This is a genomic window from Paenibacillus sp. FSL M7-1414 (genome assembly GCF_038003195.1).
Lineage (GTDB): Bacteria > Bacillota > Bacilli > Paenibacillales > Paenibacillaceae > Paenibacillus > Paenibacillus amylolyticus.
In genome coordinates this window covers 5,692,170-5,706,566 of the sequence record NZ_JBBOOS010000001.1, presented here as the reverse complement: position 1 = coordinate 5,706,566, position 14,397 = coordinate 5,692,170, and the positions used below count along the sequence as shown (strand labels likewise).

At 44.2% G+C, this 14,397-nt stretch carries 9 protein-coding genes and 1 pseudogene; 6 read left to right on the top strand and 4 right to left on the bottom strand.

Going from position 1 to position 14,397, the window contains the following annotated elements; genetic code table 11:
* Positions 1–314: 314 nt before the first annotated feature.
* Complete coding sequence (gene hemQ / locus MHH92_RS24910; RefSeq protein WP_036605768.1) at positions 315–1,061, bottom strand: hydrogen peroxide-dependent heme synthase; 747 nt, start codon at positions 1,059–1,061, stop codon at positions 315–317.
* Between the two features lie 451 nt (positions 1,062–1,512).
* On the opposite strand from hemQ, the gene MHH92_RS24905 reads away from it, so the two are divergent.
* A complete protein-coding gene (locus MHH92_RS24905) occupies positions 1,513–1,806 on the top strand; it encodes a YuiB family protein (protein WP_036673352.1) in 294 nt (97 codons plus the stop codon).
* A gap of 384 nt (positions 1,807–2,190) precedes the next feature.
* A complete protein-coding gene (locus tag MHH92_RS24900) occupies positions 2,191–3,726 on the top strand; it encodes a helicase DnaB (RefSeq protein ID WP_036605770.1) in 1,536 nt (511 codons plus the stop codon).
* Positions 3,727–3,835: 109 nt separating this feature from the next.
* On the opposite strand, the gene MHH92_RS24895 is transcribed toward MHH92_RS24900, so the two are convergent.
* On the bottom strand, positions 3,836–4,654 hold the full coding sequence (locus tag MHH92_RS24895) for a hypothetical protein (RefSeq protein WP_047841287.1): 819 nt from the start codon (positions 4,652–4,654) through the stop codon (positions 3,836–3,838).
* Between the two features lie 254 nt (positions 4,655–4,908).
* Between MHH92_RS24895 and MHH92_RS24890 the strand changes: the two genes are divergently transcribed.
* Together MHH92_RS24890 and MHH92_RS24885 are read left to right on the top strand one after the other, a co-directional pair.
* Positions 4,909–6,132, top strand: coding sequence for an RNA polymerase sigma factor (locus tag MHH92_RS24890; RefSeq protein WP_047841286.1), 1,224 nt, complete (start codon positions 4,909–4,911; stop codon positions 6,130–6,132).
* A 174-nt stretch (positions 6,133–6,306) separates the two neighbouring features.
* Positions 6,307–6,972 (top strand): annotated as a pseudogene (locus MHH92_RS24885) (Type 1 glutamine amidotransferase-like domain-containing protein).
* Positions 6,973–7,462: 490 nt separating this feature from the next.
* On the opposite strand, the gene MHH92_RS24880 reads toward MHH92_RS24885, so the two are convergent.
* Entirely contained in the window at positions 7,463–9,109 is a 1,647-nt protein-coding gene (locus MHH92_RS24880) for an RNA polymerase sigma factor (RefSeq protein ID WP_047841285.1), read from the bottom strand.
* Between the two features lie 651 nt (positions 9,110–9,760).
* On the opposite strand from MHH92_RS24880, the gene MHH92_RS24875 reads away from it, so the two are divergent.
* Together MHH92_RS24875 and MHH92_RS24870 are read left to right on the top strand one after the other, a co-directional pair.
* Complete coding sequence (locus MHH92_RS24875; RefSeq protein ID WP_047841283.1) at positions 9,761–10,711, top strand: AMP-binding protein; 951 nt, start codon at positions 9,761–9,763, stop codon at positions 10,709–10,711.
* Complete coding sequence (locus tag MHH92_RS24870; protein WP_053061419.1) at positions 10,702–11,337, top strand: class I adenylate-forming enzyme family protein; 636 nt, start codon at positions 10,702–10,704, stop codon at positions 11,335–11,337. The genes MHH92_RS24875 and MHH92_RS24870 overlap by 10 nt, the downstream gene beginning before the upstream one ends.
* 141 nt (positions 11,338–11,478) lie before the next feature.
* Here the strand turns inward: MHH92_RS24870 and MHH92_RS24865 are convergent, their stop codons facing one another.
* Entirely contained in the window at positions 11,479–14,301 is a 2,823-nt protein-coding gene (locus MHH92_RS24865) for an endo-beta-N-acetylglucosaminidase (RefSeq protein ID WP_340907009.1), read from the bottom strand.
* Between the last annotated feature and the right edge of the window lie 96 nt (positions 14,302–14,397).

Genomic DNA, 14,397 nt, shown 5'->3' with positions numbered 1-14,397 from the left:
CTGTTATCCCCAGATTTTTTTGATTCCCTTTTGTTAAAGGGAAAATCCGGTGATAGCGTATGCTTCCGATGTAGCTTTCTTTCAGAAAGCTTGTAGGCAAAGTGGATGCTTTCGAAGTAGCTTTCTTGCAGAAAGCTTATAGCTTCGCTTTTTCAGGTTTTTTCTGTCCTTTCCGTTTTTGTGTAAATAAATAGTTCAAACAATATAGATCTAAATCAAGCTTGAGGTAGTAGAATATAGATAGATAATAAAGCACCGCAGACAGTATCCTTTACAGGAGATGTCGCGGTGCTTTATTGTGCTTTGTACTATTTTTACAGCTTAAGCATGTCTTCCAGTGTTCCTTCGTTCAACAGACTTCCCACATAGAACGAACCGAATTCGCCATAACGGGCGCTAACTTCATCGAAACGCATCTCATAGACAAGTTTCTTGAACTGAAGTGCATCATCCGCAAATAGCGTAACGCCCCATTCCCAATCGTCGAAACCGACAGAGCCGGTAATGATCTGTTTTACTTTACCCGCATAGCTGCGGCCAATCATGCCGTGACTGCGCATCATGGTGCGACGCTCGTCCATGGACAGCATGTACCAGTTGTCATTCAGCTCACGTTTTTTGTTCATTGGATAGAAGCAGATGTATTGTCGTTGTGGCAGAACAGGTTTCAGACGGGCGATAATATCCGGATTCTGCATCGGGTCTTCGCCTTCTTTGCCAAGATAGTTGCTCAGTTCCACTACACTGACGTATGAATACGATTTGGTTGTGTATTGGGCAAACATCGTTTTGTTAAACGCGTTCTCAACAGCCTTCAGATCTTCCAGCGTTTCACGCAGGTGCATCATGACGAGGTCTGCTTTTTGACCTACAACCGTATATACAACGGTACTTCCTTTGGATGAATCCTCGACTTCTTTCCATTCTTTCCAGAATTCCTGAAGCTCGTCCAGTGCAACAGCGCGTTCTTCATCATCTGCTGCTTTCCAGGCGGCCCAGTTAATCGAGCGAAAATCATGCAGGGCGTACCAGCCCTCCAGTGTTGATGCGGCTTCGTTCATTGGTTGTGTTCCTCCTGCAAGGTATATTTCCAAATCCCTATAAGAGGTTGTTCAAAAAGTCCGCTTTTGATTACGAATCATGCCTGGTGGCATCATCAGCATCGAATATGGCATTCAGCCGAAATAAGTGGGAGGCTTACGAAGTATGTTTCCTTAGGAAACATTGTAGCTGCTCACGTAGCTCTATCTACGCTCCGCTACTCCATTTCTAACTTCATTCCATCTTCTCGGTACTGAAAACCAGTCTTTTTGAACACGCACTATAAGGGACGGGTGATTGCTTTATCGTTTACATTGTATCCCAACATGAAGCAGAAGGGCAAATGAACAGAGTATAAATATAGGGAAATTTGTCCAGAAAGTTCGTTGCTTCGCCACATTTTTTGCGGTACACTAACTACTATCCAGAAGTGAAACCTGAATGTGTGAAAGAAGAGGTGAATGTCGCCCGATGCAATTTATACCTGTGTTGGTATTGATGGTATTATTTTTCGTTATGATGTTTGGTATCGGTTTCATTCTGAACATGCTGATGAAGACAACCTGGTTTCCTTCCTATCTGTTCATTATTGTAATTCTGCCTATTGTTGTGTACTCTCTATGGGATCAGTCGTCATCTCTGATGTCACATCTGGGTTCTTTCCAGCTTGTAGACTATATGACGGGCATCGCTGGACTGGCTGGTGCGATAATCAGTGGATGGACGATCCAGAAGTTGCGTTTGGGTGGGTACAGAATGTTTTAGATTGTTGGAAAGAGGTAACACATGCCACTGTAATCGCGTGAAAGTCTTGTCTTTGTCGTAAACGCTTACGAGTACAAAGGGAAGGCTTTTTTGCTATTCATTTATATTATAAGGATTATTGTACACTTGTACTTCATATACATCTGGAGAACATTCTCTTTAGATATTCCCTTGTATTCTGCGGCTACAGCTTTTATAGTATTCTAGCGGCTCTCGACATTTTATTTTAGAAATTTGCTGAATTCGGCGAAAACGTGAATGATGTCGACCTAGGACGAAACGGAACGAGAACAGGCCATCTTTTTACCTGTTTTTGAGCATTTGAGGATCAGACATTTATGATAGAATAGATAAACATACTTTTGGGGAGAAGGAGATCAGGCTATGCGCATGAAGAATCTGCACCATTATACTGAACATCATCGCTACTGCGTATACAGGGAGTTTGGACTTAGCGCCCTGGATGACCGTATGCTTACAGGAGCATATCAGCCCATGGTAGGTGCTTTTGCGGTTGGCTTGTATCGGCTGTTGTTTCAGCATCTTCCCGGTGAACAGGTCGGTTATTCGCCGCTTGAACAGCAACGGAGGCTGTTCATGACGCTTGGCTTGGAGCCAAGTGAGAAAGGGCGCAAATATTTGTTAGAGCAGACATCCAAGCTTGAGGCAGTGGGGCTACTTCAGACTTCACGGCTATATATACCGGAAAATGATGATTACATCTACGAATATGAGCTGCAACCGCCGCTCTCTCCGGCAGAGTTTTTCCGGACACAGCATTTGACACTGCTGCTTCGTGACAAGATAGGCAAATTCGCCGTCCTTTCCCTGCGTTCGGGTTTCTCGGCAGTGGAAAATGGGGACGCGCCTTATCCGGCAGCCAATAAAGAGAATATTTCCGTTCCCTTTTACGATATATTTGAATTGAATACCCATGTGATTGATTACGAGTTGGAGCAGGCTTTGTCGGAAGTATCAACTACGGCCCAGCGGACAGGCACGAATGATGCAGCGGAAGAAAATAGTTTGAACTATGCCGACATTATTTTGCGTTTTCCACGGGAGTCGGTCAATCGTCGTCATGTAGAACAGCTGCGGTTCGATCATGAACAACTGGGCATTGTAAATTATGTAGTAAACAAGTTTAACCTCAGTGTGCAGGATGTATGCCGTCTGCTGGACGAAGATGATATCTTCAGTCCACAGGGCCAGCTGATTCTGGATGATCTTCAGCATAAGGCGAGCATGCAGTTCAGACAGACGAAGAAGCGTCATGAGCAACAGACTGTACAGGCGGCCAAGGTCGTGGCACTGAGACAGCATATGGAGGAGCCAGAGCGGAAAGAAGACTCCGGTGAACCACCTGTTGAGCATGGAGTACAGATGGAATACTACGTCGAAGTACCTCCACAATTTATGACCAAGTGTGATATTCATCAATATAATATGATGTTGCGCAATGAGCCATACACACGTCTGTTGCAGACGTTCTTCCCAGGTGCAGTACCGGACAATCTCATCGATATATTTGAGAAAATTGATCTGAGTTACAAGTTGCCGGGTGAAGTCATCAATGTATTGATTCATTATTTGATGGCATTACTTGTATCTGGCGGCGAGCAACGGATTAACCGTAACTTCGTTGAGGCCATTGCCTCCAACATGCTGCTCAAGCAGGTGAACTCATATGAGAAAGCTGTGCAATATATTCGTGATCAGGCCAAGGTCAAAGGCAAACAGGCTGCTGGTGCAGCTGGAACCCGTACCCGTACATACGGCAAAGGAACCAAAGCCAAGCCCGAAATTCCGATTGTACAAGACATAAGCACCGATGGGGACGCCGTATCCGAGGAAGAGTTCGAAGAGATGATGAGATTTGCCCAGCAGATGCAGGCGAGTAAGCAAAAAGGAACTTCTTAAATATTTTTAATAAAGCCAAAAAGACGAGTCCTCCGATTAATGGAGACTCGCCTTTTTGCTATATAAGTTGAACTGAAGCAACGTATTTTACGTTTAATCATTTTTTTTATTATTTTTTAGAATATTTATCTAATCTAAACCACTGCTGAAATTCTTTTTTTGTGATTTTTTTTACAGGCTTAACTTTTTTGCTTCCTGTATCGTATCTGAAAAGAATCCATTGATCTGAAGGATACTCACTAATATAATCAATATTTTTTCCGTTCTTATGCCATAAAATTAGACCTGTGCTAATATAGTTGGTTGCCCGAGGGAGATAAACAACGCTGTCTTTCTTAGTGTCGTATATTGCTAACGTGCTTTTATCCGTACTTCCATAAGAAAATGCAATAATGTCTTCTTTTGGTGACCAATTATATGATGAAAGGGTTTCTACATTTTGTTTACCTGCTTTTTCAAGACGTTCGTTTATAATCGTGTACTTTCCTGTTTTAAGGTTCATGAGAATGAGGTTGCTGCCAGCACTTTTTTCTACTTGGATAGTAATCCATTCATTCGATGGAGATACAGCAACACTAGTGATATCCAATAATTTAACTTCAAAATCTCCCGTTTGTAGGGTGTGCTTTTCTTTACCATGAGTAACTACAATGGTGTCAATGATGTTTTGCTCGAAATCAGCAGCAGCATCTTGCTTTAAGGTGTTCGCGGTTATCGTGATGTCGTCGCCTCTCCAGACAATTTTGTTTGAGCCTTTTGTTTTTTCAAACTTAGATATACTCTGGTATGTCGAAGAGTTCACAGATGTTGAGTTAGCAACAATATGTGCTATTTTATCTGAAGTATGAAGTGAAGATGATGCAGTTGATAACGTGCCTAAGCTACCTAAAACAATGACGCTTGATAATAAAACATTAGTGTATTTCATTATTATCTCTCCTTCATTTTGGGAAGGCGGTTACATAATGTGATTCCCTCCAGATATATTCCATTCTTTTCTTATGATTACTCATTTGTAAAGATATAAAATCATAGAGAATTATGAAGTGAGATTTCAAAAAGGGTGATTAGTCCTGTAAGTAACAAACCTGAAAGATTGAATACATATTTATTTTATATTTATGTGGCCTTCTGACTCTCTCTGGTGTCTAATTCATTGTAAATCAAGAGGAGGTTCTTACCATGTCAGGAGCTCATGACACAAAACCTGTTTATCCGGATAAACAGGAAAGTATCACTAACTTTGAGAACACTTATGAGCTGTATCGTCAAAGAATTTGCAACTACTTTTCCCTGAAATTGAACCCGATGGTTGCAGATGATTTGACTCAACAGGTGTTTTTAAAAGCAGTCGAGAATCTTCACCGATTCCAAGGGAAATCAAATTTATTTACATGGATATTCAAGATTGCTCAGAATACAGTGAAAAACGAATATCGAAGATTATCGCGAAAAAAAGAAACGCCGTTTGATTTTACGGGATATGAATCACAGTCGATCTCCCTTGAATTTACGAAGTATGTTGATTTTCGAATTGATATCGGAGTTGCGCTGAAAAAGTTAAATGAAACCGACCAGGAAATCATTGCATTACGCTTTTTTGTGGACTGCACATTGCTTGAAATTTCTAAGATTGTAGGGATGCGTGAGAGTGCAGTAAAGAACAGGCTCTATAGAGCTTTGGAAAAACTTAAAAAGGAACTGAAAGAATGGGGAGGCGTTACGATCATGTCTATTCAAGATGTGATTTCAATTGTTAATAAGGGTGAAAACGAGGGATTGAACAATACGCCTAATAAAGTACACCATGATTTGTTCAATGAACTAAGTGATCATATTGAACGAATCTCGTTAAAGTACAATTATCATCCATCGCGAAAAGTAACGATTGAAGTATATCCTGATATGCCATCGTTTCACCAAGCGGTCGGAGAAGCAGATGCTCCGAATTGGTTCATGGGTACCTATGAAGGGAGTATTCTTAAAATTGTATCTCCATTAAATCCAGGACCGGAGCATACCTATCAATCGATTCTTAAAGGTACGGTTCACTTGTTCACCATGTGGCTAATAAGTGAAATCAATCCGAAGGCTCCGAAATGGATAAGGCAAGGAATTGGTGGATATGAAGCCAAGCTGATGACTCAGGACTATATTGAAGGTACAACAGAAGAGGCTATCCACAATCTAGAGATCCCAACGTTCGAACAATTAGATAATGATACCTGGGATTTCGAAACGATGAAGGGTTTTCAGTTTTCGTTCCTATTTGTGGAGTTTGTTGTTCAACAATATGGAATAGACCAGTTAAACAAATTGATCCGTAACCCCCAGGATTTTAATGGTATCTTTCAATGTTCCGAGAAAGAATTACATCAGAAGATGGTAGAATTTATAAGTAAGTAACCCATACAAAAATGTATGTTGCCCGGGGGGAAGAACCGGGCTTTTTTTAACGTGGTTAGAGTTATGGTAAAGGTACTATCAATAAATTGGGTTATTTTGTATAATGCATATAAAAAGAGGTTGTCTATGAATCCTATGGATGAATGTAAATAATACATATGGAGGTAATTAAGTTTGAAAACTCACTACTATTTCAGTTGGTTTAATCATTTTTTTCCTGAGAAGCTGGTCCATTATTTGCAGGAGGATATACAAGACAGAAAATCGCTTGTTATGATTAGTGCTAATCCGTCTGGTTATAAAGATGAGCAAGTTAACTTTGATGATATTTCTGAATGGACATGGTTGAATCAGGCTAATATTATTTTTGATGAATATCATTTCATTGATTACCGTATGCAGAAAGAAGATGCTCAGCGATTCATTCAGAACGCTTCTGTCATTTTTTTATGCGGTGGATATCCTGTTCTGCAGAACAAATTTTTGGCGGAATATGAATTATCGGATATTATTAAGAATAGCAATGCGGTTATAATGGGTGCCAGCGCCGGTGCGTTAAACATGGCTGCAAAATGGTTAAGTTTGAATAACACTGATGAAGTTGAAACAAGTACTATTTATGATGGTATTGGCTTTGATCATTTTGCCTACTAATCTCATTCTCAACGCGATTACGCAACGTTTGTTCAAGGTTACCTGTTCCCCTTGTCTGAAGAGATTGATATTTATGCAGCAGAACAGGAGAGCGCTATACGTGTAAAGGACGGCAAAATAGAAATAATGGGACCTGTATATTTAATTTCCCACTCAAAGATTCAGAAGTTGGTTGAGACGCTCTAATTAGGGTGAGTGGCTGTGACCTTACATAAGTAATTCCTTTTGATGTATAAAATCATGGCTAACAGGCGAATCATCTCAGGTCTCCTTTCTATAATTGGAATACTGTTTGTAAACAGATGCAATCTTAATATTCCTATGGCCTATAGTCGGCAGGTATCAAAGTAATCAGTTGATTATTTCAACTAGTGGACTGACAACAGGGATCGTTATCCTTATTGGTATACCTTTGGGGACGGTAGAGAACACGAAAATTATACTAGGATGATGAGCTCCTCATTAAGCTAACGGGAAACGTTATACGATTGCGATTAAAAACTACCCATGACGCACATGCGTCATGGGTAGTTTTTAATCATTTCCATACGTTCAGGAGGGGGCCGTGTGAAATAGCGATGTCCTAATCACTTCGTTGGACAGGACAGACAAAGTTTTGTGTAAAAATGGCCACCGTCCGGGAACGACTATCCTTCGTATACATTTCCGAACCGACTTACTTGACCGGCCCCATCCAGGTTGAAATCGTCTTCTGCTGGTGCGGCAACGGCGGTTTCAACTTCCCGTTATCGATCAAATGCTTCAAAATATAAGCGACAAGCCGGCCTCCGCCGGTGTTGCCTCTCACCATGTAAGCAAGTTGCGGCTCCAAATGCTTCGGCTGATTTTGCAGGAACAGCTTGAGCATTTTATCGTAGAGCTTGCCGACAGCAGGCGCATACAGAGCGGACAAATCCGGCATTGCCTTGTTCAACCGATCCAACGTTTGCGGAGAGTCGATCCAAACCGCATTGAACTTGTACCCCTCCTCCGTTTTGCGGATGTACCCCTTCTCCAGCAGGAACGAATATTGCTCGCTGTTCTCTTCGTTGTCGGGCAGTTCTCCTTGTTGGAACGCATGACAAATCTCGACATTCCGGTATTCCAGGGAACGCCAATCCACCTGGCGGTCGCTCCAGTACGTATTGAATTGCCACAAGTATAAGGGGCTGTCTTCGACGTAGCGGAGCGACGGACCGAAGGTGATGTAACTGCTCAAATCAAAACCCGGATCGGCATTGCTGCTCGTGTTCAACGCCGCATAGGCAATATACTGACCTCCGTCCTTTCGCATTGGTGCGACCGCATCGAAGTTGTCGCCCGCCGGCATGCTCCGCCAAGATTGCTCCTCGACGTTCTTGGGCAGCAAGGTCCAGAGCAGGAAGTTATAGTCGCCGTCCGGAACGTACACTCCGCTATCCTCGACTTGCCGGCGAACTTCCATTAACGCGTCGAAATGAACATCGGCCACTTCGGCGGCGCAATCTTGCCAGAATTGATGACCAGCTACGGCTAACTCGAAGAGGTCCCAGACGATGGTATTGCTTTGATATTTGCCGGGAGAGGTTTGGATGAGAAAATTGTAATCGGCCAGATGCCGGACTTCGCCTTCCAGCAAAGACGGCGGCATTCCAAGCTCCTCCGCGATTTGATGTACGGTACGCGCCTTATGATAAGCCGCGTAAACGATATTTTGCGCCAAGGCGCGTCCAAGAAAATCGTTGGTTTCGCCCAGGCTGCCGGCCGAACCGGAATGGCCCATTTCCCCCATGCTGATCGGATTGACACTTAAAGTTCCTGTTGCACGCATACGTTTCATCCCTTTCCGTAACTTCTTTTTGGCCTCGCTCAAATGCCACTTCACCGTGTTGACAGGAATGTTCAGAGCAATCGCGATATCGCTGATTTTAAGCTCGTCGTAGTAATGCATGACCACGATCCGGCGATGGATGTCGGACAGAAACGCGACTTCTCGACGGAGCTCGCGGTAAGCTTCGGTTACCAGCAGCCGGTCAAGCGGCTCTCGGGAAGGGGCAGCAGACAGTTCGGACATGCCGTTGATTTCGAACGCTTGGGGAACGTGCGCACGCTTTTTCAACCAATTCACCCAAGTGTATCGGGCAACCGTCCAGACGTAAGCGTCAAGGCTTCTAATGTCCCGCACCCCAGAGAAGGATTTTAACAACTGCAGCATAATCTCCTGAGCCAGATCCTCCGCCTCGGCCCGCTGTTTGATACGATTTAAGGCAAAACCGAAAATCGGTTTGACATAGCTCCGAATTGCTTCCGCCGCTTCTTTTTCGTTTTTACCAATTGAATCCATCTTTTGCCTCCATAGTTGCATCTGTAATTCCTGACAATTATATAGTGTGCCAGGCGAAATAAAGGTTGGAATTATTTTTTAAAAAATTTGGACGTCCTACCGGATCGCTCATACATGTATAATTACAAACATCAACATCATGAGTAGGTCATTTAAATGGTTAAAGAGGCGTTATGAACTTTTTGTTAAACAAGATGAAGATTACTTTAGATGTAAAGATCTCACTTTTAGTATATAAAGATACTTTTTTCCGTTCAACTAAGGGAGGATACAAACTAGGAGCTCGAGCCGAAGTTCTTCTTCGGGTACTTGGGGTACTCCTTCGTTCCGTAATTAACCAGGAGTGGTCTCGATTAATTATTCAAATGCATAATTGAGGTTCATTAAAATAACGGGAAACGTTAGCTTAATGCACAAAGAATCAACGTTACAACTAACGGATTTAAAAAGGAGCCCAATTTGATCTGCCTAATTAAGCTAGCAAGTAGGTTAACGGCAAGGATCATATGTGGGCAGAACTGTAATATCAGGAGAATTTATGAGCTTAATAGGGGATGATGATTACTTATTATTCCAGATATATGCTACTCTCTTTTTATTCCATAGTTTTCTTAACGGAGAAATGGGAATTTAAATGTTGGGGGTAATTGCTTGCTTCTATCCGAACGATTGCCAATTGCAGCAAGTCTGTACCCTGAGGAACCTGCGTTAATGAGACATGGGCAAACGATGAGTTATGGGGAGCTTTACGGTCTGGTTGAAAGATTCAGTCATACCCTGTATGTTGAAGGACTCCGGGCCGGTGATCGTATTGCCCTTTTAGGTGATCCAGATCCCCAGCTCGTTGTTGCGTTTTATGCAGCAGTTGGGATCGGCGCTATACCACTCGTTCCTTCTCCTATGCTAACAGTACCTGAACTCGCTGCCATATTTCAGGATGCAGAACCACATATGGTTATTCATGATGACCAACATGCTAAAGTAGCTATTGCCACGGTAAAGCTTCTTGGGTATTGTCCAAAACTGTTCACGATAGACGAAGAAGGGACGAATAGCAGTTCGCTCGCTGCTCTTTTACAGCAGGAACCTGCGTTCTCTCCAAAAGACCATTCCAAACGAAGTGTAGACGATACGGCAGTCCTGATTTATACGGGTGGGACAACTGGTCGACCAAAAGGGGTCATGCATTCGCATCGTGGTATGGCTGCTTGGAATCAACTTACGCCTTCTGCAGGCTTCGGTCATGATCTCAGGCGTCGTGTGTTAGTGCTCAACCTATCCCATCTGGTGGGTCAGTTCCAGCTGTGGGCGACCATGGTTGCCGGAGGCTGCCTTGTATTTCTAGACGAATACCCAGCGGATGTACACCGCATTATGGAAGCTATTGAACGTGATCAGATTACACAACTCAGCACAGTAGGCCAACTGCTTCGTGATCTTACCCGCGAGGCATCCGTAGGAGGTAGAAACTTGAAGAGCCTATCGCTTATTGGTTGCGGAGGGTCCATCATTTCCCCGGATACACTACAGGAGGTCGTATCGCAATTTCCTGAAGTTATCATTGTGAACAACTACTACAAGCGGAATGTGGAATGTCCATAAGCCGCCTTTTTCCTGCTCAGCATATGGGCGATCCTCATCGCCTTCGATCCGTAGGTCGTCCTGCTGACTTGGCTGCCCAAGGTGAGCAGGCCTTCGAAGTTCGGATAATAGATACGGACGGAAGTGAGACAGTTACGGGCGAGGCTGGAGAAATCGTTGTTCGGGGTGCACAGACCATGCTGGGGTATTGGCTCCAGTTGGAGGCTACTGCCGAGACCATGTCCGATGGCTGGATTCGAACTGGGGATGTCGGTTGTCTGGATGTCGAAGGTTATCTTTATGTGTTTGATCGCTTGAAGGATATGGTTATTGTGGGCGGTTCCAATGTGTTTTGTGCCGAAGTGGAGCATGTTATTGTGAGCCATGAGGCGGTAAGCGAGGCGGCCGTAATCGGGCATTCTCTTCCTGACGAAGGAGAGGAACTCGTCGCTTTCATAGTGTTACGGGATGGTGACAGTTTGGATCTGACGCGGGTGCGGGCGTTTTGTGAGCCACACCTTGCTCCGTACAAATGGCCGACTCAACTGTTCATTGTGGATACTTTGCCGAGAACAGCCGTGGATAAAATAGACAAAAAGCAGTTGCGCAAGCATCTATCCTCAATTTCATCCGAAGGACTATGCTAACGGGAATGCTGTTTAATAGCTGTTGGGCAGAATATTTATTGTTAGATCAACAAAAACAGCCCTTCAACTTCCTTTTGGAAGTGAAGGGCTGTTTGTTTTCATTACTGTTATGCTGGTGTACACAAAAAATACTTTGCAGTGTTACCTCAAAATAGTAGTAGCCTGATTGCCTGCATAATCCTCAATGACCAGCTTCAAAGAGCTGTTGCTGGACACTGGCGTGAAAGTCAGTTCGCTCAGCTTTGTTCTTCCTCGAATGATATACGGGAATTTCTGCGAAACGTAAGTGACTCCGAACTCGCGTGGTACCCCATTTTCATATACATAGCTCTTATACCAGTCCTCCAGATCCGGGAGGGCTAATGTGTACTTTCCATCTTTTACCGTGACCTTTTCCTTGGCGTATGGTGTAATCTGAAGATCTGCGAGCTGTCCGGTATGGGTTACCGGGTTCTGCCCGCCAATGGCGATGTTCAGCACGTAATGTTCACCATTGGTCGGAAGTCCGGTCAGGACGGCAGATTGTTTTCCTTTTTTGACCTGAAGCGACTTGGTGAAAGGCTCTTTTGTGTATTCTGTTTCTAGTGTGAGTTGAATAGACTCGTTGCCTTTTCCTTTGTCTTTATTTTTATCCTTGTCCTTATCCGTATTCTTATCTTTATCTTTGCCTGAATCTTTCGCTTTCTTCGGGTTTTTCCAGCTTACAATAGCATCGCCATTCTTTTTGAATTTCACATCAATATCCTGAACGGCTGCATTCAGATCGTAAGGCAGGACGGTTGCTTCACTTTCGGTACCATCTGCACCAACCGCACGTATAGACAGTTCACCAGATGGCTGTTTTAGCGATTTGATATAAAAAGTGGAATCATACACGCCGCCTACATAGGCGCCATTTTCATATAAATTGTATTGTTTGACCTCTGAATAGTCCTTCATGTCCCATGCAACAACCAGTTCATCGGTGTTGGTCAGTGCTTTGGCAATATGGAATCCGGTCGGTGCATCCGGTACAGCCGCTGAACCGTCGGACATACGGATCTCGCCTATATTCATCTGGTAATTCTCAATCTCCTTGCCATTCGGGTTGAAGGATAATCCCATAGCGGCAATGGTTTTGCCATGATATGCACTCAAATCCAGCGAAGTTGTCTTCCAACCTGTAGTATGCTGGCCTGACTGAGGCACTTCCACATTGACCACGTTGAATGGATCATCTTCGAAGATCAACCCAACATGCAGGGAGGAAGCGTCACTAGTCGACGGTTTGTTATACGTCAGTTCCAGTTTCGATTGTCCGTTGACGGACAGGTCGGTCTTGTACAGGCGCAGGAAGTTCTCCGCGTTCAGTGTGCCGTTCACCACGAGAGAGCTGCCGCCATTAAACGCGCCAATGGAGTCATAGTTGTGCCTTGCGCCTTTCTCATAAGAGGGACCATAGTCAAAATCAACACTGAGCTTGTCACCTTTACTATCCATCCACCATTGCCAAGTGACAGGGATATCCTGAATGTTGATATTTGACCATTCTTTATCGTTCGAGACAGCACCGTCTTCATAATATTTCAGGCCGTGGCCCGTATTGAAGTTGGTCGCAAAATTGGAGCCGTTGATGACGGATCGCTCGGTAAGATAAGCGGCAATTCCATCCCAATTTGCACCGGAAGCATACACATCCGACAGATCGGCAGACGCATTACGACGTGCATCTGTCGGGTCTTGATTTGGACCAGACCACCAGGCACGATCGCGTACAAAGGTCATCCACTGGTACTCATCCTCAGCTCGATGATTGGTGCTGCCATCGCCCATCTCTTCATCCAGGGCGTTGTGGGTGAAGTCGGCACCCAGTGTCGCAATGCTGTTCATGGGTTGACCGTTCTCATCCAGATTATGGCGCAGGTCATAAGATTGCTTCCAGCGGCCGAATTTGTCATGTCCACCTTCGACACCAGCAAATACGGTTTCCAATGGATCCAGTCCCAGACTAAGGGCATGATCACGGGAATCGCGGAGCATCTTGTGGTTCCACACATAGTTCAGGAAGATGGAATCCGAGACTCTGCCGAGAACGGAATCCTGTACAAAGGGGCTGTTAAGCCCATTAAATTGGTTCTGGTATTGAATCTTGCCTGTTGTATTGATGGTGGAATCATACCACTGAACGTACAGGCCTTTATCTCTTAGATATTTCATGAATTTCTTGTAGGATGCGATATCCTCAGGGGCTACACCCCGGGCAACTTCTTCCTGATTGAAGAAATATCCATCGTAGTTGTAGTATTCTGCCATCTCGGCCAGTTTCTCGGCCACAAGGAAATTACCGTTTTCATCCTGGATCAGCATTTGTTTATAGGTTTGTGGCCCACGATCATTGTCTGAGAAAAAGATGTTGGCAATGGACTTAACGCCATTTTTGTGGGCTGCATTGGTGTAGGCCGGATTTGGAATGTTCAAAATGCCAAACTCGAAGTATTTCTCTGTCCACTCTTTACTCGGGTCATACAGCTCCTCAGGTACTCCCGCAGAGGCCATGCCGTGCCAATAGCTGTAGTAGTCTGTATATTGCCAATAATTGAAGAGGTACTGGCTGAATTCATTGGTATAAGGTGTGCTATCGAAGAATGCATTGCCGTAATCGCCGCTCATCGTGAATAGCTGGGTATCTGGACTAAGCTCAGGATAAGCCTGTGTGGCAGCAAACGCTTCATTACGGGGCTGCAAGGGAACATGGGCACGAAGTAAATCGCCATGGATATCACTTTCCGGTGTCCAGTTCAGAATCTGGGCCGAGGTGTATCCATGTTGATAGGGCTGATTCACCCCTTTGGCACTTTCACCGGTGTAAGGGAGCGTGTCTCCGGCATAAACGGATGATGCAACAACTTGTCCAAGCAGAGCCGTAGTCAGGACCATGGCAGTGACCTTGGGAATGATGCCTTTTGCTTTGAGTTTGCGTGTCATGCTGTTCCTCCTTCAAGTGGAATGAATGTAAGGTATTCTTTTACACAAAGCTAAACTTATGGTTAACGATAGTGGATGAAAGCGTTTTTAAATAGG